This window comes from Phycisphaerae bacterium (assembly GCA_017999985.1).
Classification (GTDB): domain Bacteria; phylum Planctomycetota; class Phycisphaerae; order UBA1845; family Fen-1342; genus JAGNKU01.
Window position 1 is genome coordinate 76464 of record JAGNKU010000016.1, and the last position, 19654, is coordinate 96117.

At 68.8% G+C, this 19654-nt stretch carries 19 protein-coding genes; 12 read left to right on the forward strand and 7 right to left on the reverse strand.

Annotation, left to right across the window (positions count from 1 at the left end):
* Positions 1-6 precede the first annotated feature (6 nt).
* The 5 genes from KA383_17700 to KA383_17720 all read left to right on the forward strand — a co-directional run bounded on the left by KA383_17700 (position 7) and on the right by KA383_17720 (position 3628).
* A complete protein-coding gene (locus tag KA383_17700) occupies positions 7-1167 on the forward strand; it encodes a hypothetical protein (GenBank protein MBP7747954.1) in 1161 nt (386 codons plus the stop codon).
* Positions 1164-1805 carry a PilN domain-containing protein gene (locus KA383_17705; protein MBP7747955.1) on the forward strand — a complete coding sequence of 214 codons (642 nt, stop codon included), beginning with the start codon at positions 1164-1166 and terminating at the stop codon, positions 1803-1805. Before KA383_17700 ends, KA383_17705 begins: the two co-directional genes overlap by 4 nt.
* Positions 1802-2386 carry a type 4a pilus biogenesis protein PilO gene (gene pilO / locus KA383_17710; GenBank protein ID MBP7747956.1) on the forward strand — a complete coding sequence of 195 codons (585 nt, stop codon included), beginning with the start codon at positions 1802-1804 and terminating at the stop codon, positions 2384-2386. Before KA383_17705 ends, pilO begins: the two co-directional genes overlap by 4 nt.
* Positions 2383-2928, forward strand: coding sequence for a hypothetical protein (locus KA383_17715; protein ID MBP7747957.1), 546 nt, complete (start codon positions 2383-2385; stop codon positions 2926-2928). Before pilO ends, KA383_17715 begins: the two co-directional genes overlap by 4 nt.
* Before the next feature lie 187 nt (positions 2929-3115).
* Positions 3116-3628: a prepilin-type N-terminal cleavage/methylation domain-containing protein gene (locus KA383_17720; GenBank protein ID MBP7747958.1), complete on the forward strand. Its 513-nt coding sequence runs from the start codon at positions 3116-3118 to the stop codon at positions 3626-3628.
* Between the two features lie 204 nt (positions 3629-3832).
* Here the strand turns inward: KA383_17720 and KA383_17725 are convergent, their stop codons facing one another.
* From KA383_17725 to KA383_17735, 3 genes are all read right to left on the reverse strand, one after another.
* Positions 3833-5053, reverse strand: a complete 1221-nt coding sequence (locus tag KA383_17725) for a DUF1343 domain-containing protein (GenBank protein MBP7747959.1) — start codon at positions 5051-5053, stop codon at positions 3833-3835.
* Positions 5054-5404: 351 nt separating this feature from the next.
* The gene (locus KA383_17730; protein ID MBP7747960.1) at positions 5405-6484 is read right to left on the reverse strand and encodes a tetratricopeptide repeat protein; all 1080 of its coding nucleotides are present in this window, start codon (positions 6482-6484) and stop codon (positions 5405-5407) included.
* Positions 6481-8355: a secretin and TonB N-terminal domain-containing protein gene (locus KA383_17735; GenBank protein MBP7747961.1), complete on the reverse strand. Its 1875-nt coding sequence runs from the start codon at positions 8353-8355 to the stop codon at positions 6481-6483. Before KA383_17735 ends, KA383_17730 begins: the two co-directional genes overlap by 4 nt.
* A gap of 384 nt (positions 8356-8739) precedes the next feature.
* Here KA383_17735 and KA383_17740 point away from each other — a divergent pair, with 384 nt between their 5' ends.
* The 4 genes from KA383_17740 to KA383_17755 are packed head-to-tail and all read left to right on the forward strand — an operon-like array spanning position 8740 to position 12423.
* Positions 8740-9219: a GspH/FimT family protein gene (locus KA383_17740; protein ID MBP7747962.1), complete on the forward strand. Its 480-nt coding sequence runs from the start codon at positions 8740-8742 to the stop codon at positions 9217-9219.
* Complete coding sequence (locus KA383_17745; protein MBP7747963.1) at positions 9216-10907, forward strand: prepilin-type N-terminal cleavage/methylation domain-containing protein; 1692 nt, start codon at positions 9216-9218, stop codon at positions 10905-10907. The genes KA383_17740 and KA383_17745 overlap by 4 nt, the downstream gene beginning before the upstream one ends.
* Positions 10907-11449: a prepilin-type N-terminal cleavage/methylation domain-containing protein gene (locus tag KA383_17750; GenBank protein MBP7747964.1), complete on the forward strand. Its 543-nt coding sequence runs from the start codon at positions 10907-10909 to the stop codon at positions 11447-11449. The genes KA383_17745 and KA383_17750 overlap by 1 nt, the downstream gene beginning before the upstream one ends.
* Entirely contained in the window at positions 11446-12423 is a 978-nt protein-coding gene (locus KA383_17755; GenBank protein ID MBP7747965.1) for a carbohydrate binding domain-containing protein, read from the forward strand. The genes KA383_17750 and KA383_17755 overlap by 4 nt, the downstream gene beginning before the upstream one ends.
* A gap of 63 nt (positions 12424-12486) precedes the next feature.
* Here KA383_17755 and KA383_17760 read toward each other — a convergent pair whose 3' ends face one another.
* Together KA383_17760 and KA383_17765 are read right to left on the reverse strand one after the other, a co-directional pair.
* On the reverse strand, positions 12487-13482 hold the full coding sequence (locus tag KA383_17760; protein MBP7747966.1) for an NUDIX hydrolase: 996 nt from the start codon (positions 13480-13482) through the stop codon (positions 12487-12489).
* The gene (locus KA383_17765) at positions 13473-14276 is read right to left on the reverse strand and encodes a class I SAM-dependent methyltransferase (GenBank protein MBP7747967.1); all 804 of its coding nucleotides are present in this window, start codon (positions 14274-14276) and stop codon (positions 13473-13475) included. Before KA383_17765 ends, KA383_17760 begins: the two co-directional genes overlap by 10 nt.
* Before the next feature lie 94 nt (positions 14277-14370).
* On the opposite strand from KA383_17765, the gene KA383_17770 reads away from it, so the two are divergent.
* The 3 genes from KA383_17770 (at position 14371) to KA383_17780 (ending at position 17600) form a co-directional block, all read left to right on the forward strand.
* A complete protein-coding gene (locus KA383_17770; GenBank protein ID MBP7747968.1) occupies positions 14371-15201 on the forward strand; it encodes a hypothetical protein in 831 nt (276 codons plus the stop codon).
* Between the two features lie 36 nt (positions 15202-15237).
* Positions 15238-16011: a hypothetical protein gene (locus tag KA383_17775; GenBank protein ID MBP7747969.1), complete on the forward strand. Its 774-nt coding sequence runs from the start codon at positions 15238-15240 to the stop codon at positions 16009-16011.
* Between the two features lie 722 nt (positions 16012-16733).
* Entirely contained in the window at positions 16734-17600 is an 867-nt protein-coding gene (locus KA383_17780) for a hypothetical protein (GenBank protein ID MBP7747970.1), read from the forward strand.
* On the opposite strand, the gene KA383_17785 is transcribed toward KA383_17780, so the two are convergent.
* Together KA383_17785 and KA383_17790 are read right to left on the reverse strand one after the other, a co-directional pair.
* A complete protein-coding gene (locus KA383_17785) occupies positions 17517-19055 on the reverse strand; it encodes a hypothetical protein (protein MBP7747971.1) in 1539 nt (512 codons plus the stop codon). The two genes, KA383_17780 and KA383_17785, sit on opposite strands and share 84 nt — an antisense overlap.
* Before the next feature lie 145 nt (positions 19056-19200).
* Complete coding sequence (locus tag KA383_17790; protein ID MBP7747972.1) at positions 19201-19620, reverse strand: 2Fe-2S iron-sulfur cluster binding domain-containing protein; 420 nt, start codon at positions 19618-19620, stop codon at positions 19201-19203.
* Positions 19621-19654: the final 34 nt, after the last annotated feature.

A 19654-nucleotide genomic window follows, 5' to 3' on the forward strand; every position in this document is an offset into this window, starting at 1 on the left:
ACGGCCGTGGTGACCTGGCTGCGACCCCGCCGCTCGGCCATCAGCTTCGACGTCGGCGCTGCCGGCGTGCGGGCCTACCAGTTACGCCTGCGCGGCCAGCGGGCCACGCTGTGCGACGCCCTCCAGCTTGAGCGCGATGCCGCGCTGGTGGCGGCTGCCACGCCGCCCGAGACGGCGCCGGCCGCCAACACGTCGGCCGCGCCGCCTGCGGTCGAGACCGACCCTGCGCAGCTCGGCCGGCTGATCGGCCAGGCGCACTTCGAGGGCCGCGAAATCTGCCTCGTGCTATCGCCGCCCGACGTGCAGTTCTTTCCGATGCGGCTGCCCGAGCAGGCTTTGTCCCAGGCGCCGGACCGCGTGGAGCAGGCCCTCCGCTGGGAGGTCGCGCAGGACAGCCGCCATTCGGCCGACAACCTGGAAGTACGCTACTGGAAGCTGCCACACGCGCGCGGCCAGCAGGCCAACGTCATGGCCGTGGTCATGCCGACCGAGCTGGCCTTGCGCTGGTACGACCAGTTGCATGAGCAGGGGCTCACGCTGCGCCGGATCGACGTCTCGCCGTGTGCGCTGGTGCGCCTGGCGCGGTGTGTCTGGACGCCGGCCGCCGGCGACGTCTGGGGGGTGCTCGACCTCGGCCTGCGGCACGCCACGCTGACCGTGGTCGTCGGCACCGTGCCGACGTACGTCCGCTCGTTGTCAGTGTCGCCGTGCCAATGGACACAGAAACTCGTTGATGCCTTCGAGGTCTCGTTCGCGACCGCCGAGCAACTCAAACGCCAGCAGGTCGTAGAGCTGTCCGACCGCGGCGTTCGCGGCACGCCGGCCGGACGCAACCTCGTCGACGTGGCGGACCTGGCGGGCGCGTTCTCCGGCGTGCTGCGCGATTCGCTCCGCACGCTCGCGCTCGAAGTCGGGCGCTGCCTGTCATACGTTCTGCAGAGTTTCCCCGACGCAGGTGCCAAGCGGCTCTTCCTGGCGGGCGGGGGGGCCGGACTGGGCGGGCTGACCGCCGTCCTCGAGAACGAGCTTGGCATCTCCGTGAATACGCTGGCAGCGGGCGACACCCCCGGCGCACCGCAGTGGGAGCGCCCACTGTCGGGCGTGCGCGCGGAACCGCGTGGTGCCGCCGCGCTGGGTGCCGCGCTGCTCGACCTGGAGGTGCCATGACCTGCTCGGTGAACCTGATTCCCGGCGCGCGCGTCCACGCGCGGATCCGCGGCCGGCGTCGCCGGCTGTGGCTGGTCACGTGCGGCCTGGCCGTGGTGCTGCTGGCCACCGGCTGGGGCGTCGAGCGCACGGCCTCGGAGTCGGTCACGCGCCTGTCGGAGTCGGTCAAGGGCCTGGAGGCGCAGCAGGCCGAGGTGCAGCGCCGGCTTGTGCTGGCGAGCGCCCAGTGCGCGCAATTGCTCGCGCAGCTCGAAACGATCGGTGCCGCCACGCGGCCGCAGCCCTGGCCCCGGCGGATGTTGAAGCTGCTGCAGGCCGCCCCCGAGGGAATCCGGCTGACCAGCCTGAATGTGGAACCCTCCGCGCCGGACAACGCCCGTCGCGCGGCCCCGCCTCCCGTCGCGGCACCTGGGGTCGCGAGCCCGGCTGCTGCCGGAGGCACGATCGTCGAAAAGCGCTCCGTGCGTCTCGAGGGGCTCGCTGCCGACCATGGCGCGCTGATTCAGTTCCTGCACCAGTTGCAGGGTCTGCCCGGCTGGGAACGCGTTGAATTGGTGCGCGCCAAACAGGAGTCCCGCGCCGACGGCACCGCCGTCGCGTTCGAGCTCGACTGTTGCACGCGGGAGGACCAGCCGTGATCGTCTGCAAGCGGCCCTGGACCATCTATGACGTGGATGTCTGTGGTGCGGCGGGCCTGCTGGTGCTCGGCGTGGCGACCTGGTGGATCGTCTTCGCGCCGTGGGGGCAAATGTGGTCGGACTATCAGCGCTTTGCGGCGGCCCGCACGGCCGGCGAGTCCGACTTGCGCGCCGCGGTCGCCGAATTGCGGACGTCCGAGCAGGCGCTCGCGCAACTCGACCTGATTCTCGCCGCCGAGTCGGCGGACATCCCGCGGACCGATGCGCTGGCTGGACTGCTGCGGGACATGACGGACCTGGCCGCTGGCGCCGACCTCGAAGTACTGAACGTCACGCCGCAGCCGGTGGGCATGGTCGGGTCATATCTGGCAAATGACATTCGCGTGGACGGCCGCGGGCGCAGCCAGGATTTCATACGTTTCCTCGACCGGCTGGCGCGCGCGAACCCGTACCAGTCGCTGCAGGCTTGCACGATTGGCCGGCCGGCGCGGGCCGGCGGGCTGGCGTGCGAGTTGGCGTGGACCGTGCGGCTCTACGTCCTGCCGCCGACCGAGACCGTGGGCGCGGGGGGGGGCTCATGAAACGCATCCCGATCCGCTTGCGCGTGCTGGGGGGCCTGGCGACGGCTGCCGGATTGTTCTGGGTGGTCGATCGCTTCACCGCGGGCGGGCCGCAGACGGCGGCCGGCGCGACGGCCCCCGTTGCGTCGTCCATGCCGGCGACGGACTGGGAGGAGACTACGGCGCTCATTCTGCGGCTGACGACCGACACATACGTGCCGGTCGAGCCGGAGCTGGCCACGCTGCGCGACCTCTTCGCGGAGGCCGAGGTGCCGGCCAGCGCGCCCGAGCTGGACGCGGCGGTCGAAGACGTGGTGGCCGTCCCGGAGATTGATCCCGTCGCGGAATTTCAGGCCGCGCACCGGCTGGTGGGGGTGATGCTGGGACAGCGTCCGCTGGCGGTCATCGACGAGCGCGTCATGCCGCTCCATGCGGAGGTGGATGGTTTTCGGCTCGTGCAGGTCGCGCGCGATTTTGTGGTGCTCCGGCGGGCCGACACCGGCGCGCAAGTGCGGCTGGAGCTGCAGCCGCGTCCGAGAAATTCGGCCCGCGGCGCCCCGTAGGCCGGGGCCGGCGCGGGAGCGGTCTGAAGGCCGTTACCGCGGGCGGCGCGCTGTTAAAGACCCCCCGCCGCCGGGTCGATGGTCCAGACAGGGAAGCGTCACAGCGCACGCAGCAGCGGCGGCTTCCCGAGACGCACAGTCGAGCTACGGTCCCAGGGGCCGCAGAGCGCGAGAAGGAGTCGTTGAGATGGCGGTCTACACGCAACGCAGACAGTACGGTTTCTCGCTGGTCGAGCTGGTGGTCGTAATCGTGATCATTGGCATCCTCGCCGCGATCGCGATTCCGCGTTTGAGCCGCGGATCCTCGGGCGCCAGCCAATCGGCCGTGCAGGCGAACCTGGCGACGGTGCGCTCCGCGATCTCGATGTATGCGACCGAGCATAAGAACGCCTTTCCCGGTCCGGACGCCACCGGCTTCAAGAACAAGCTGACCATGTACACCGACGTCAACGGCACGACGTCGGCCACGAAGACGACGACCTGCAAGTTCGGACCCTACCTGCTGACAGTTCCACCTTGCCCGGTTGGTGAGAATGCCGGCAAGACCACGGCCGCCAACGTGCTGATTGACAGCACCAACAGCCCGCCGGTGCCGGTCACGACCGGCGGCGAAGGCTGGGTTTACAACCCGAACACCGGTGAGTTCCTGCCGAACACGACGCAGACAGACGACGCAGGTATCGCGTACAACACGTACTAGCCGGAGCGGCCGCCGCGGCGAGTTCGCTTCTCGCGTTGGACTCGCCCTGGTGCAGCGCCCCGTAGTGCGTGCGGGCCAAGACGAGCAAGGTCGGCGCCCCCAGGGCCGCCGACCTTGTTCATCTGATGCGAGAGCGATGGAGAGCTGCCCGGCGCAAATTGCCGCGCAGCACCGACTTAGTACTTCTGACTTCTTACCTCTGACTTACTCGTATAGCAGATACTTCGTCCGCCGCTGCACGAACTCTTCCAGGTCCTTCTGCCACAGCCGCGCGTAGCCCAGCGGCGCATCCCCCGTCTTCACCGCCTCGACGACCGCCTTGCCGAACAGTAGCCGGTCGACCCGGTCGATGTCGAAGTTCTCGCCGAACAGGTCCTTCAGCTCCCACACGATCGCCAGCCCGGTTTCCAGCGGGTCAAACGCGTCGCGATCCGTCAGCAGCACCTGCACGCCGCCGCAGACTTGGTCCTTGAACTTGCTCGCGTTCGGCGTGAACTGAAACGGCACGAAGCGCACGCCCTTCAGCGGCAAAGCATTCAGCCGCGCCGCCAGCTTCAGCCCGTCAATCCACGGCGCCCCCAGACGCTCGAACGGCGTATCCGTGCCGCGCCCGACCGACACATCGCACGCCTCGATGAGGCCGATCGCCGGGTACAGCGCGGCCTGCGTCAATGAACGCATGTTCGGCGATGGGTTCACCCAGGGCAGCAGTGTCGCGTCGAACCACGCCCCGCGCCGCCAGCCCTCGACCTTGACCACCTCCAGGTCCGCGTGGATGTTCCGTTCCTCGTTCACCATCCGCGCCAGCTCGCCCATCGTCATGCCGTGCACGAGCGGCACCTTGTGGTACGCGGTGAATTCGCCGTCGCGATCGTTGAGCGGTCCGAAGACGCGCGTGCCGGTGATCGGGTTCGGCCGGTCGAGCACGACGAACTTGAGCTTGCGTTTGGCGGCCTCTTCGAGGGCGTAGCCCATCGTCGCGGGATACGTGTAGAACCGCGTGCCGATGTCCTGGATGTCGTAGACCAGCGTATCGACGCCGGCGAGCATCTCGTCCGTCGGCCGCCGCGTCTCGCCGTAGAGACTGTAGACCTTCAGTCCGCTCAGCGGGTCCTGGCTGTCGCCGACGCGTTCGTCCAGCTCGCCCTTCAGACCGTGCTCGGGGCTGAACAGTACGACCAGCTCGACGCCGGGCGCCGCTCGCAGCAGCTCGATCGTCGAGCGGCCCAGCCGATCGATGCCGGTCTGGTTCGTGATCAGCCCGACCTTGCGGCCCTGCAGTACGCTGAAGTTGTCGCGCACCAGGACATCGATGCCGGTCAAAACGCCGCCAGCCGGCGTCTCTGGTTTGGCAGGGGTCTGGCCCAGCACCGGAGCAACGCCGACGATCGCCAGCAAAACAAGCGCACTCGCAGCGCGCGACATATTGATGAGGGTTTCACGCATGAGCATGTCATGTCTCCGACAGACAAACCGCGCGGCGCACAGCAGCCCCGTCGGCCGTCCGCGCTCAGGTGCCATTCATAGCCTAATCCGCGCCCATGAGCCACCCCAACGCTCGCGTGCCACAGCTCCCGAGCAGTGCCGGATGACCTCATGCCACTGCTCTTGAGCAGCGCCGGCGTCGCGCCGCGCGCACAGTAGAACAGGCCTCCGCGCCTGCTCAAGCGGCGTGGTCGACTTCAGCAGGTCAATGTACTTCCGGGCAGACCCAGCGAGTAGTGGTGCCCGGACTGGCTGTGTGCCGCCCCTTTCGTGGCTCCGTGGCTTTGGCCGTCACGGCGTCGGCTGCTGGAGCACGGCCAGGGCCACGGGGTTCTCTGCGTCGCGGGCCAGTAGGGCCTGCGCCGCCGATGTTGCCAGCTTCGCGTCGCCAGTGCGCGCCGCCAGGGCACTGACCAGCTCCAAGCTCCGCGCGTCCTTGCGATCCTGCTGCAGCGCCTGCTGCGCGACGCGCAGGGCCCCCGCCAGGTCCCCAGACTGTGCCAAAGCCCGCGCCAGCGTGCGCTGGGCCAGCAAGTGCTCGGAATTGGCCTGCAACACGAGTTGAGCCTGCGTGCGGGCCGCGGCGCTGTTCCCCTGCTCCAGGTAACACTCGGCCAGCATCAGGCGGAGGCCGCTTGCCGGCGTGCCGTCGGCGCTACCAACGATGTCGACCAGCAGAGGGGTAGCCTCGGCGGTGCGACCCGCCCGAAACAACGCTGTCGCCAGGCGCTCGCGCTGTTCGGCGCCCGCCTGGGGCGACGCGGCGATCCGCTGCCAGGCGGTGGCGGCCCCGACCCAATCGTTCGACTGCTCGCAGCACTCGGCGAGCGTGGCCTGGTAGGCATCGGTCCATTCGAACTGCTGCGCGCGTGCGGTCAGTGCCGCCCGCGCTTCGGCCGGCTTCCCGAGCTGCAACAGTGTCTGCGCGACGGCGACCGGGTAGGCCACGTGCTGCTGATCGCATTCGGCGGCCCGGCGATACGCGGCCAGGGCGTCGTCCCAGCGCTGCTGCTGTTGCAGCGCGACGCCCAGCAGGTAGTCCACCTCGGCCTGCGCGGGACCATCAAGGTGAGCCTTGCGGAGCGCCGCGAGCGCGCGATCCGTCTGCCCCTGTGCCAGCCAGACGCGCGCACGCAGCGGAATCCGGCTTTCATCATTGGGATCCAGCCGATCGGCCTCGGCCAGCTCGGCCGCGGCACCGGCGACGTTGCCCGTGGCAATCTGTTCCGCGGCCAGTCGGGCCTTCACCTGGGCCCGCGCCGTGTTCCAGCGCCGCGTGCCTTCCTCGCGTGCCTTGGGCATCGTGCCTTGGCAGCCGGCGGCGAGCAGCAGTGTCACCGCGGGCAGGACCGGCAGCCAGCGACGCGTCATGGCGACACTCCTTCCTCAGCGGTGGGCAGCGGTGGGGGCGGAGCGCCATCGGTCGCCGGACGCCCGTACGGCGGCGGTGCCTCCTCCGGTGGCACGGTCCGCTCATTTCGGATCAGGTCCCAGACGAAGCTGCGCATGCGTGTGCCTTCCTCGTCCCAGATGCGTTCGTCGAGCAGCCGCTCCTTGAGCTTGATCGCGGCCATGTGCTTCGGCTGGTTGTGCAGTGTCATGCGGGTGTTGAGCAGGGCGAGATCGCGGTGTCCGCGCTCGAGGTCCGCAAGCGCCGCATGATAGAACGCCTGGGCCAGCCGCTCGCGCCCGGTGCCCATCAGCCCCATGCGGCTGCCGACCCGGATGCGCTCGACGTCGTCGAGCAGCGCCTCGTTGCGGGCGCGTTCCGCGTCCGTCTCCTTCAGGACGTGCACCGTGAGTAGGATGATGACTTCCTCGCGGATGGTTTGGTCGTTGCGGCTGCCGAAGGCGAGCCCGGCGATCGGGATGTTGCCAAGGACCGGCAACTGGCTGCGCGTGTTCACCGTGCGCTCGCGGAAGAGGCCGCCGATCAGCACCGTATCGCCGTCGTTCACCAGGATGTCCGCGTGGGCCTCCGTCGTCTCCTCGAACGGCAGGTTCGCGGCGGTGAGTCCGCCGTTGCTGTCCTTGGGGTGCACAGAGAGCCGCACGCTACCGTCCTCGTTGATGAACGGGCAGAATTTGATCTGCGTGCCGGTCTCCAGGAACTCCACCGTCTGCACGGCCGCCGTCTCGGTCACCGTGGTGGTGAGATAGCCATCGCGCCGCCCGACAATGACCTCGGCTTGCTGCTTGTTCAGCGCGACCACCTTGGGATTGGCCACCACGGCCACGTCGGTGACCTCTTCGAGGGCCCGCACAAATGCCGCGATGTTGTTCGAGATCACGCCGAATGTGAACCCGCCGCCGGTGACGTTGCCGGCAAAGTCGGTGTTCATGTTGAACGTCGCGTCCTGGAACTCGCGGGCCGGCAGTGGCCCGGTGGTCAGGTCGGCCGACGCGTTGCTGGTGCTCGCGACGTTCTGGAAGTCGATGCCGCCGAGCAGCGTGAAGTCGATTCCTAGCTGGTTGCTCTCGTTGAGCGTCGCGCGCAGGACGGTGGACTCGATCAGGACTTGTCGGGGCCGCTGGTCCAGCTCGGCCAGCAGGCGCTCCGCCATCTCGAGCTGGGCCGGGTGCGCCGTGACGATCAGGTAATCGGTGGCGACCGAGCGCATCTCGGCGGCCAGCGTACTGGAGCCACTGGAACTTGCGGTTTCGGATTCCCCACCACCTTCCATGATCGTCGCCCGGTCACCTAGCACCGACTTGAGCGCCGCCGCGGCTTCCTTCGGCCGGATGTAGCGCAGCCGGAACACACGCGTCTCTGGCGGCGGCTGGAGCGCCGCGATCTCCTCGGGCAGCCCCACGAAAATCGTGCCGCCCGACCGTCGGAACGCGAGCTGGTTGGGTGTGAGGATTGCGTCCAGGGCCTGCTCGAGCGTGACGCCATACAGGTTGGCGGACACCCGTCCCGTGACGCGGTTGCTGGTGACAATGTTCGTGCGCGCCTCGTAGCTGAGCATCTCCAGCAGGGCCGCGATGTCGAGGTCGCGGGCGTGGACGTCGAGCAGGCCGTGCTCGGTCGGCGTCACCTGGGCGGCGCCCGGCTCGACGCCGGCGGCGACGGCGCTGGGGGTGCCGGGCTCAAGAGGGGCGCCCCCCGTCGCGATTTTCGCGACGAAGCGCATGAGGTCGGCGGCGGCGCCGGGGCTGGGCTGGACGGGCGGCGCCGCGTCCGGCCCCGCTGGGCTCGCCTGGCCCGCGACCCACGGTGGGAACAATGCCAGGGCCAGCACGCCGGTCCAGGCCCGACGGCGGGCGCGGCCTCCGGGCCGTCTGCGTCCGGTGTTGTCTGGCGTACGACGCCGCTGCGGGTGATCCGTACTCATCGCGTGCTTGACTTACCTTCCATGGCCGGGTTGGCACGCCGGCGCTGCCCGCCGCACGCCGCCGCGGGCATCCATGCCCCGGGCGCGGCTGTTATCCCATTCATCGGAGCGCGGTTATCGGTGGGTTCAGGAATCCCCGGGCGGGCGGCGGGCGGCGCGGTGTGCCTCAGCAAAGCCGGCCGCGCGGTCGGTCGATGAATACGGATGATGCGCGCTCGATCTGGCAGGGGTTGCGGACGCTGCGGCGCCGCCGTTGCAACGGCCGGCGGGCCGAATTTGCGCGGCTTCAGCATGCTCGAACTCGTGCTGGTCCTCGTGATTATCGGCGTTGTTTCCGCGGTGGTCGTGCCGCGCTTCGGCGCGAGTGTTGCGCGGTACCGGCTGGAGGCGGCGGCGCAGCGGGTCACCGCCGACCTGCGCCTGGTCCGGCAGCGCGCCCAGCAGGCCAGCCTGGCGCAGACGATCGTCTTCGACGCGGTGGCCGACACGTACGGCGTTGCGACCATGCCGGATCCGGACCATCCGAACGGCACGTATCTGGTCCGGCTCGACCGGGCCCCGTACGAGGTCAACCTGGTGAGCGCCGACTTCGGCGGCGACGCGGAACTGGTTCTTGACGGCCACGGCCAACCGGACAGCGGCGGCACGCTGGTCCTGCGGCTGGGCACGAGCCAGCAGACACTGACGGTAAGCGCGGAAACCGCGCAGGTGACGGTGAGTGAAGAACACGTGACCACGGTGGAAGAGGCCGTGGCAACGCCTTTGCCATGAGGCCGCGCACGCCCACGACCGGCGGCGACATCGACCGGACGACCATGCGACGCAGACGGCGACATTCCTATTGCGGCTTCACCCTGGTCGAGCTGGTGATCGGCATGGCGGTGGCGACGATCCTGCTGGCCGGATTGGCGTCGGCCGTGATGCTGGCGGCGCAGGCGCTGCCGGGCACGGAGCGGCTGGCGGACAAGCTGCTTCAACAGGCCCGCGTGCTCGATCAACTGGTGGGGGAGCTGCAGTATGCCCTGTTCTTTGCCGAGCGCAGCACGCAGGCGATCACGTTCACCGTGGCGGATCGCAACGGCGATGGCTCGCCCGAGCGCATCCGTTACGCCTGGTCGGGCACAGCCGGTGATCCGCTGACGCGCCAGTACAATGGCGGGACCGTCGTCAATGTGCTGGAGAACGTCCACCAGTTTAATCTGGGCTATGACTTGAAAAGTGCGACGGAATCCTACGCCGGCTTGTGGGTCGAGGGCGCGGAAGAGCTGGTTAACAGCTACGTGGGCTACCTGTCCCTGAACGACTACACGATTCAGAGCAGCAAGTGGATCGGACAGTACTTTCAACCCACCGCCGTGGCGTTTCCGGTCGGGCAGGCCAGTTGGCGGCTGACGCGCGTCCAGTTTCAGGCCAAACGCGACGGGGCCGCCGACGGAATCATCCTCGTGCAGATTCGCAAACCGACCGCCGACTACACACCCTCGAGCAACATACTGGAACAACAGACTCTGCTGGAGTCGAGCCTGGGGACGACCTACGCCTGGAAGGAGGTGAGCTTCCAGAGGTTATGCGGCCTGGTTCCGGGCGAGGGAGTCTGCCTGGTCCTGGCGTACGGCCCCGGCAGCGGCAACGCCGCGAAGGTCCAGTTCGACAGTTCCGGCGGCACGGACCGTCTGATCACCAGCAACGCCGGGTCGTCTTGGACGCGTGATACCAGCCGGTCGCTCAACTATCGCGCCTACGGCGCGGTGTCCACGCCGGGCCCGGACCAGACGATCACGCGGCAGTACGTGACGGCGGTACGCGTCGCGCTGCAGGCCGGCGCGGATGCCACGTCCCAGGTCACCGCGTCGGCGCGGGCGTTGAACACGCCCGAAGTGCTCGCCGGGTACTGGGAGGCGGACTTCAGCGCCAATCCCACCGTGCTGGACGTGAATGCGGACGGGGTGGGTGACTGGGTGCGGCGGGACGGGCAGGCGTTCAGTGAGGCCACCTTGAGTGGAGGTGTCTGGGATGTGGATAGTACGCTCGACTCGCAGCCGAATTGCGACTTCACCGCGCTGACCACGATCGATCTGCGCCTGCGCAACACAACGACGATTGGCAACCCGGTGGTGTTCGCCTTCAACGCGGATTGGGTGGGCAGCAACGTCGCACCCCTGCTGATCAGGCTCCAGCGGAAGGCGGATGGCACGCAAGCGCTGCGGGTGTATGGCCAGACGGACGCCGCCACCGACGTGGAATTGGCCCAGGCCGCGGGGCTCCAAGACTTCGTGACGCTGCGGCTGCTGATCGATCCGGGCCGCAACAGTGTCAACGTCCGCGTGAACGGGACCGAGGTCGGCACGTTCGCCTACTACACGTTTACCGCGGCGAGCTACAACCACTTCGCCAGCTTGCTGGCCAACACCACGGGCCTGGACGTGGACTACGCGCGCATCCGCGTGGGAGGCAGTTGATGCGCGGCACTCCCCCCATCCCGGCACGCCGGTCATTCTCGCTGGTCGAGGTCGTCGTCTCCGTCCTGATCATGGGTGTGATGTTCGTCGCCGCCCTGAACACCGTCGGGGCCGCGCGGGGCGGCGAATACCGCCTCGCCGAACGCGAGCAGGCGCTGCTGCTGGCGCAGGCGCTCATGGCGGAAATCCTGCAGCAGGCCTATATCGACGCGGCAGGCGCCTATGGTACCTGGGGCCTGGGGTCAGCCGAGGTGACCGGCACCCGCAGCGAGTTCGACGACGTCGATGATTACGACGACTGGCAGGCGAGCCCGCCGCAGAACAAGGACGGCACGCCCATCGCGTGGGCCGGCGATTTCGGGCATGCCGTCGATGTGGCGTGGGTCACCGCAGGCAACCTCAGCCAGACGTCCAGCAGCGAGACGGGCATCAAGCGCATCGTCGTTACGGTCACGCGCGGCGGACGGACCCTCGTGTCGCTGACCGCCTTCCGGACGGAGGCCTGGCGCGACCCGCTCGACGTTTTGGGAGCGCACCCATGAACGTCGTCGTGCACCATCGGCCAACGGGCGGCGCACGTCGCGGCAGCGTTTACCTGGCGGTGCTGAGTATCGCGCTGGTTGTGTCGGTCATCGGCGTGTCGGCGCTGGTGGGCATCCGCAATGAGCAGGCCGCGCTGCGGCTGACGGAGAACGCGGTGCAGGCCGATTTCCTGGCCCAGTCCGCGTTCGACCTGGCGCTGCGGACCCTGATGGAAAACACGAGCTGGCGGACGACGTACACCAACAACACCTGGGCCGCGCTCGGCGTCGTCGGTGACGCGGCGCTGGCGTTCAAGCTGGTCGATGAGGCCGACGGGGTGTTGGCGGGTGACCCCAATCAGCCCGTGCGCCTGTATGCCCGCAGCGCCCTGGCGGGCGCCATACGTATCTACAGCGCACGCGTTGCGCGCAGCGGGAGCGGTAACCTGGTCACCAACGGCGGCATCGAAAGCGGCACCACCGGCTGGACCGCGCGCTACTGCACGCTCACGGCTCAGAGCAGCAGTTCGCACAGTGGTAACCAGAACCTGCAGGTGCGCAGCCGGACGTACTCGTATTCCGGCCCGTACCAGGATCTTACCACCGCGCTCCGCAATGGCGCGACCTACAACATCGAAGTCTGGGCCCGCATGGAATCGGGCGGCACCAACATGCAAATCTGGCTGGGCGTGGACGGCTCGGGCAGCAGTTTCACGTGGTTCGGCGGGGCGACGACGTGGGTGGGAACTTCCTGGACGCAGATCAGCACGACGATCACGCCAACGTGGACCGGCTCATTGACGGAGGCGTGGCTGGCGATCGACACGTACGCATCCGGGTCCACGGGCAACTTCCGCATCGATGACGTCGTGGTGGTGGAGTCGAACCCGGATCGCCGGCTGGCGCCCGTGCCAGGCACCTGGCGGCGCGAGATCCGCACCGGGCTGGCCGAGGCTGGCGAGCCGATTCCGGCCGGCGCGCTGGTCGCCCGCTGATGGGCGCCGGCGCGGCGCCTGTGACCCGTTCCCGTATCAGATCGCGGGCTTTGGTCGGGCGCGCTATTCCGCCGCTGCCAACTCGTAGCCCCGCGCGAGGTGATACATCGCCTTGTCGAAGAAGAGGGCCATCCGGCGATTGAACTCGAGCACGCGGTAGGAGTCGATCGGCCGCTCGCCGACGCCATGGGTCCACAGCGCCGTCCAGATGTGCTTCTTCAGCAACGTGAGCGCGCTGAGCACCTCGGGCAGGCCGAAGCCCTGCGGGCGGTATTGCCCCGCGAGGTCGCGATAGAACGCGCGCACCTCGTCGTCTGCAACGTCCCCGCGGAGCCAGCGGGTAAACTGGGCGAGCGAGCGCGTGGCCCGGGCGAGCAGAAGGGTCTCCGCCAGGGCCTGGTAGGAAGGCGTGCTGGGGTTGGCGCGCACGTCGGCCAGCCACACGCCCGCGATCTCCTCCGCCTGCTGTTCGACGCGGTCGGCCAGGTCGTCCGAGAGCAGCGCCTTCTCGGCGTGAGATTCGAGCCGCACCAGCGAATCGTGGATCTCCCAGCCTTCCTGGTGGGCGGCGACACACGCCTGGAGGGCCTTTTCGTTCGAGGCGAACGCCAGCGGCGGATGCTGGCCGATCGGGCAGTAGCGCACGTCTTCGGCGTCGTCACCGGCCTGCTCGCGGCCGCCGATCTTCTCGATCTCAAACGTCACGATCAGCAGGTCGCCGTAGTGCTCGTTCGGCAGCGAGTCGGCGTCGAGCAGCCGCACGACGCGGCCCACCACGCCGGCCTCTTCGCGCAGCTCGCGGCTGGCCGCGTCGGCGATCGTCTCGCCCAGCTCGGCGAAGCCCATCGGCAGGCACCACATGCCGGCGTGCGGCGGCCGCCGGCGTTTCACCAGCAGCACCTCGCGGCGGGCGTTGAGCACGACGCTGGCCGCGACCGGCAGGGGGTTCTCGTAGAAGACGGTCTCGCAGGCGGGGCAGACCACGCGCGGTCGGCCGTGGACCGCGCGGGTCGCGACCGGCTGGCCGCAGCGCGCGCAGTAGTTCCGCTCTACGGGCATCGCGGCCCCCGGCAACGGAAGACGGCGTCGTTCTTCTCGAGCTCGACGCTCGGCTGGCGGGCCAGCGCGGCGCGGATCGACTTGGCCAGCGGGCGCGGAATCTCGCCGCCGGGCTCGGACTCCGGCAGCAGGAGCGGCAACTTGAAGCGGAGATACGTGAGGAAATCGTCGTACTGGTCGCGCGTGAACGTGAGTGCGTTCTGGTAGTCGATGCGCTCCGCTTCCGCGAACCAGGGCGCGAGCAGGCGCGGTGCGCTCTCCACGCTGAAGTTGCGGATGTCACCGAGCAGGCGCGGATCAGTCAGCGTGAGGCCGGCGGCGCGCAGCAGGTCGCGGCACGAGCTTTCGGTGTGCGTGACCGCCAGGAACAGCCCGTGCGGCGCGAGCACGCGGGCGATGTCCGGCAGCACGTCGGGGAAGAAGTACAGGGAATAGCTCGCGACGATCAGGTCCAGGCTGTGGTCCGGCCAGTCGAGCTGTGCCTTGATCCGCCGGCAGACGAAACGCCCGGTCCGACCAGTGGCGGCGACGCGGGCCAGGAAGGGGGCTTCGTTGGCGGCGCAGGCGTCGATGCCGATGATCTGGGCCTGCGGCGCGACACGCCGCGCGAGGGCCTCGGCCATGAACCCGAAGCCGCAGCCGAGGTCGAGCACCTGGCGGGCGAAGCCGAGGTCGAGGTCCGCCAGCACCGCGTCGCGCACGTCGATTGGGTTCGTGGAGTGGCGGCGAATGATGTCCGACGCGTCCGCGTGCCGGTCCGGGTTCTCGAAGGATGTGATGGACGGTTCCGACATGGATGCCCATTATCGCCCGACGGCGACGCAAACGCAAAGGCAATCCGTGGCGCGGGCGGTTGCGGGCCGGGCGGACCGGCGCGAACATGAGCGCATGAGCGCAGCGCCCAAGCCAGCCGCGTCCGAGCCGCTGCCCGGCGGCACCGTCTGCCCGGACTGCGGGTACGACCTGCGTGGCTCGACGAGTGCGCGCTGCTCGGAGTGTGGGCGCCCGCTCGACCTGGTGCGCACGCGCGAAACCCAGATCCCGTGGTGTCACCGCCAGACGCGCGGCTGGTTCCGTGCGTACTGGCAGACCGTCTGGCTCGTGGTCCGTTACCCGAAGTACCTGTGCGCGGAAATGTGCCGGCCGGTGAGCTACCCGGATTCGCAGCGCTTCCGCTGGGTGACGCTGCTGCACGTCTACCTGCCACTGCTCGTAGCGCATGTGCTTATCGTGGTGTTCCTGAAGCAGCACGGCGCGCGCATCGACGCGCTGGCGAAAAACTTGATGGTGGGGGGCCAGCTTGCATTGCTGGTGTGGCTGATCGCGCTGCCGGGCTTGGCGAGCTATTTCTTTCAGTCACGCCGGCTGGGGCTCGAGCAGCAGAATCGGGCGATCGCGCTGAGCTACTACGCCTGGGCGCCGCTGAGCGTGCTGCCGCTGTGCCTGCCGCTCTTGACGGTCGGGCTGTACACCTGGGCCCCCCGCGACGTGGGCTTCATGGCGTGGCACTGCGCGGCGGCGGTAGTTGCGCTCTACGCCGCGTTGCTGTGCGAGCGGCGACTGCTGCGAATGGTGCAATACCTGCTGCACGGCGGCTGGCTGACGACCCTGCTGCGGGTGGCGATCCTGAATGTGCTCGGGCTCATTCTCGCCGGCCTCATCGCCGGCGTGGTCGCCACCTTCTTCTGGCTGGCGGTCGTCGTCTACAGCCTGTGTTGACGGCGCCGTGCTCGATGGGAGCGTGATGGTGGGCTGGTGGGGCGGATCGCCGTTCAGATAGAACAACTGATCGCGGCCCAGGTGCTCGGGCGTTTCAGCGGGCTTGCCGCCGTCGTCGGTGCCGTTTTCTCCAACACTGTAGAGCACCGGCGGCTCGGCGTCGGGGTGATACGCGATTTCGCGGCCGTCCGCGGCGAGCGGGTCCACCGGAACCGCCGGCAGATAATCCGGGACCAGATCGGCCAATTGCGCTGGTCGGCGGCCATGATCGAGTTCATAGAGCCGGATGGCCAGCGCGGCGGCCGCCATGCGGCGGAAGGCGAGGTGGGCGAGTTGAACACGCGCGGCGCTGGGCAGCGGAAATCCCGACAGCGCGTACGGCCCACGCACGAGAAACGGGATCAAGCCGCTGGCTCGCGCTGGGTCGTCCTCCGCCCGCGCGGACGTCAGCAGCCACTCCGGCGGCGCGTCTGCCAGATCGGACTGCAGTGTGGCGACACGCAGCGCGCCGAGTTTCCATCCCGGTTCCAGGGCGAGTCTGCTGGCCGCGACCTGCCGTCGAGAGAAGCCCCAATAGACTGGACGGACGCCTGGGTTCTGGAAGGCGTCCAACTGCAGCAGACGCTCACCAAACATGCTGCGAGCCCAGGCACTGGCGACAGGGTGCTCGTCGCAGAGGTCCGCGATGAGCGCCGCGACCTGCGCGCGCTTCGCCGCGCGTCCGGCCGCGTCGCGCTCGTCGTCCGCGCCGACGCGCAACGCATGACTGAACGCCTGAACGCGCCCCGCGACAAGGCCATCAATACCTAGGCGGGTGATGTGTCCGATGAGGAACGGCTCACTCTGACCCAGGTGCCGGCCGAAGGCCAGCAGGTCACGCGCGCCCTCCAGCCACTCGCTATCGTTGCCCGTGACCTGGGCTCGCAACGCGGCCAGACGCACGAGCCGCGCCAGTTGGCGTTCGGGCGACCAGTCCCAGCGCATCGAGTTCACGAGCGGCGATCGGAGCGTGTACCCCCAGTCGCTCTCCGTGCAGGCCCGCGCGACACGCAGCAACGCCAGTGGTTCGGTGTTTGCGGCGACGATCTGCTCGATCTCAACGGGGCCATCACGGTAGGCATCGACATTGAGCGCTTGCCAGTAGACGTCGTTCGGCATCCCGGCGGGGACTGCCTTTTTGAGGATGGCCTGTTGGATGTACCAAGCCCCATTTTCCTTGTCCGGCACCGGCCGCGGCGCGAGATCGTCGATCGTCACGGGCTGGCCCGCGGCGCGCCAAGTCGCGAGCGCGCTCTGCAACCGCGACTCGGCGTAGTAACCCCAGCCGATGCGAACGAGGGCCAGGAACAGCACATACGCCCCGAGCCCGATGCTGATCCGCTTGAGCCACCAGAAGCGCGGCGGGATCGGGTGCGCTTCGTCCGGGTTGTCGAACGGCGCTGGCATCGCGGCCATTATACGCGACCGGTCGGCACGGCATGCCATGCGCATCGTCGGTTGCGGGCCGCATCGCTTCGCGCGAAGATGCCGACATGGCCGAATCACCCACCTCCATCCCGCCCGCATCCGTGACGCCGGCGGCGCCGGAGGCGCTACCCGTCGGCGCGGTCTGCCCCGATTGCGGCTACGACCTGCGCGGATCGATCAGCGCGCTGTGCTCCGAGTGTGGTCGCTCCCTCGACGTGTTCCGGGCCCGCGAGCCGCAGATCCCCTGGAGCCACCGGCGAGCGCTGGGTTGGTTCAAGGCCTACTGGCTGACGGTCTCGCACGTCCTCCGGCGGCCAAAGGTCTTCTGCCTGGAGGTCGTCCGGCCGGTGAGCTATGCAGATTCACAGTCGTTCCGCTGGGTGACACTGCTGCACGCGTACGTGCCGCTGCTGGCATGCATGCTGGTCTGGCTGGCCACGGAGGCGGGCCGCGGCCACACGGTTTCCGCCGGCGATTGGTGGTGGCTGGGAGGACTGCTGCTCTGGGTGTTACTCATGCTGGCTGCGCTGCCGGGCCTGGCAAGCTACTTCTTTCACTGGCGGCAGCAATCCGTACAGCAGCAGAACCGGGCGATCGCGCTGAGCTACTACGCGTGGGCGCCGCTGGCGCTGATGCCGGTGGGTTCAATCGCGAGCATCGTCCTCGACTTGGCAGGCAATTGGGGCCTGCCGCGCGGCTACTCCATCGGCCACCCGTGGCAGGGTTGCTTCGTAATGATGGGCCTGGTGAGCCTGGCGCCCTACCTTTTACTGTACGAGTTCGCGAAGCACCTCGGGCGCGAAACCGCCGTGCACCGATTCGTACGGATGGCCCTGCTGTGGGCGCTGTCACTCGGGCTGGGGTTGGTGCTCGCCCTCATCCCCGTCGCCGCCGGCTACGTCGCCGTTCTGATCGAGAGCTTCCGCGGATGATGGTTGCGTCATCGGCGCGCTGCCGGACGATTGCGACGGCGGCGCGCAGGGCCGGTCGCCGTTCAGGAAAAACGGGATGTCCCGCGCGCGCCAGTCGACGCTGCCATCCGCCCGCAGCCCGAACACGCCGCCGTCGTCGTTTTCGTTCTGGCCGACGCTGTAAAGCACCGGCACGACGGCGTCGGGCAGGTACCGCAGCGGGCCTTCCTCCGGATCGAACGGATCGCCGGGCACGGCCGGCAGATAGTCGGGAACCAGCTCGGCGAGCGTCCGTGGACGGCGTCCATGATCGAGCTCATAGAGCCGGATACTCAGGGCGGTGGCGGTGCAGCGACGCAGCGTGATCAGCACGTAGACCTGCTTGAGCGTGCCTTCCAGCGACGGCGAGAGAATACTGGAGAATAGATGCGCGATGGCCGCGGGTCCCTCTGGCGGGGTGCTGGCGGCGGGATCACCCGGCGCGTGCCGGCGCGCCGCAACCCAGGTCTCAAAAGTGGCCGCGCGGGCATATTCGTCGCAGCGCTGCATCTGGCGCAGCAGGTCGAGTTTCCACGCGGGAGCGAGCAGCACGCCCACGCCCCGACCGAATGCCATCGCCGGCAATGGTGCCCCGGCTCCGGCCAGGAAGCTCATGCCGGTGGGCGCGTTGACCACCCAGAGCACGGTGTCAAGTTGATAGGCGCGTTCGCCATGCATGGCGCGCTCCCAGCGCTGCTTCAGCGGCGCCACCTGCAGCAGGTCGCGCACGAGCGCTTGCACTTGCGCGCGGGTCGCCGGTCGCCCTGCTTCAGCGGCGCCCGGGACCTCCGCCGCGACGCGCAGCCCCGGGGTGATCTCCTCCAGCGCGTGGAGCAGCAGTGCCTCCCCCGCGATCGCCACCAGCGGGGAGATCAGGCCGGGTGCCGTGGCGTCGACGTGGGGCCCGATCGCCAGCATGTCGCGCGCGATCGCGAGTGCCGCCGCGTCGTCGCCGAGCACGTGCTGATACCGTACGGCTATGCAGCCGGCTTTAGCGAGCGACCGCTGCGGCGTCAGGTTGGGCAGCATGATGCTGACGGCCGGCGACGTGAGTTGGATGTGCCAGTCCACCGCAGTCTTGATGCTCGCCTCGTGGAGCAGGTGCAGCGCCTCGGCGTGGGCGTCGAGGAACGCGCGCGCATCGGTGGGACCGAGCGTGCCGTGGCGCAGACCGTAGTAAATCTCGTCAGGATCCAGCGACGGCAGGCCGGCCGCGGCTTTCCGCAGGAACTCGGCGGCGTTGTCCGCGGCTGCCACCGGCGGGGGGATGAAGTCCTGCAGGTACACCGGCTGGCCGGCGGCGCGATAGCGAGCGAGCTGCGCCTGCAGCCGGCGCTCCGCCACCTGCCCCCAGATCAGTCGTGTGACCGTTAACGCGAGCAGGAAGAAGACGAACGCCGCCGCGAAGCGCTTCAGCCACCAGTACCGCGGCGGCACCGGGCGCGACTCCTCCGGACTGGCGGATGTTTGCGACATGCACGGCATTGTAGCCGGTGAATCGGCCGTCCGGGGGTGGCACGGTCTGGCGCAGCCAGGCCGTGCCCGTGTCACGTCGGCCGCATGGGGTCGACGCTGCCCAGGGCTAATGCTCCGCCTCACGCGCCAGGTTGCGGTTCCACGCGGGGATCTCGACGACGACATCGCTGGTGCCGTCAGGGACGCATTGGCACGCCAGTCGCGAGTTCACCGTCAGCCCGTAGGCCTCGTCGAGCTGGTCTTCCTCGTCGTCGCTGAGCTCATTGCACGTGTCGAGCCCCGCGCGGACGATCACATGGCAGGTCGCGCATGCGCACAGTCCGCCGCAGGCGTGATCAAGCTCGACGCCGTTTGCGGTCGCCAGGTCGAGTATCGATCCGGGCCGGCCGAGCGTCGGGCGTGGCAGGGCGGCAGGATCGACGGCGATGACATGCTCACGCCCATGCGCATCGATGATTTTGAGCGTGTACGCGCGCGTCGGCGGCGGCACCGCCGCGTCCTTCAGGTAGGGGTTCTGGCCACCCACGAACTTCCTCCGCAGCGTAACAAGGATTGCAGGT

What these genes read in the sequence shown, in the direction of transcription:
- KA383_17705 (MBP7747955.1), top strand. Translation starts at nt 1,164, where the DNA reads ATGACCTGCTCGGTGAACCTGATTCCCGGCGCGCGCGTCCACGCGCGG.
- KA383_17715 (MBP7747957.1), top strand. Translation starts at nt 2,383, where the DNA reads ATGAAACGCATCCCGATCCGCTTGCGCGTGCTGGGGGGCCTGGCGACG.
- KA383_17720 (MBP7747958.1), top strand. Translation starts at nt 3,116, where the DNA reads ATGGCGGTCTACACGCAACGCAGACAGTACGGTTTCTCGCTGGTCGAG.
- KA383_17725 (MBP7747959.1), bottom strand. Translation starts at nt 5,053, where the DNA reads ATGTCGCGCGCTGCGAGTGCGCTTGTTTTGCTGGCGATCGTCGGCGTT.
- KA383_17730 (MBP7747960.1), bottom strand. Translation starts at nt 6,484, where the DNA reads ATGACGCGTCGCTGGCTGCCGGTCCTGCCCGCGGTGACACTGCTGCTC.
- KA383_17740 (MBP7747962.1), top strand. Translation starts at nt 8,740, where the DNA reads ATGCTCGAACTCGTGCTGGTCCTCGTGATTATCGGCGTTGTTTCCGCG.
- KA383_17745 (MBP7747963.1), top strand. Translation starts at nt 9,216, where the DNA reads ATGAGGCCGCGCACGCCCACGACCGGCGGCGACATCGACCGGACGACC.
- KA383_17750 (MBP7747964.1), top strand. Translation starts at nt 10,907, where the DNA reads ATGCGCGGCACTCCCCCCATCCCGGCACGCCGGTCATTCTCGCTGGTC.
- KA383_17755 (MBP7747965.1), top strand. Translation starts at nt 11,446, where the DNA reads ATGAACGTCGTCGTGCACCATCGGCCAACGGGCGGCGCACGTCGCGGC.
- KA383_17760 (MBP7747966.1), bottom strand. Translation starts at nt 13,482, where the DNA reads ATGCCCGTAGAGCGGAACTACTGCGCGCGCTGCGGCCAGCCGGTCGCG.
- KA383_17765 (MBP7747967.1), bottom strand. Translation starts at nt 14,276, where the DNA reads ATGTCGGAACCGTCCATCACATCCTTCGAGAACCCGGACCGGCACGCG.
- KA383_17770 (MBP7747968.1), top strand. Translation starts at nt 14,371, where the DNA reads ATGAGCGCAGCGCCCAAGCCAGCCGCGTCCGAGCCGCTGCCCGGCGGC.
- KA383_17780 (MBP7747970.1), top strand. Translation starts at nt 16,734, where the DNA reads ATGGCCGAATCACCCACCTCCATCCCGCCCGCATCCGTGACGCCGGCG.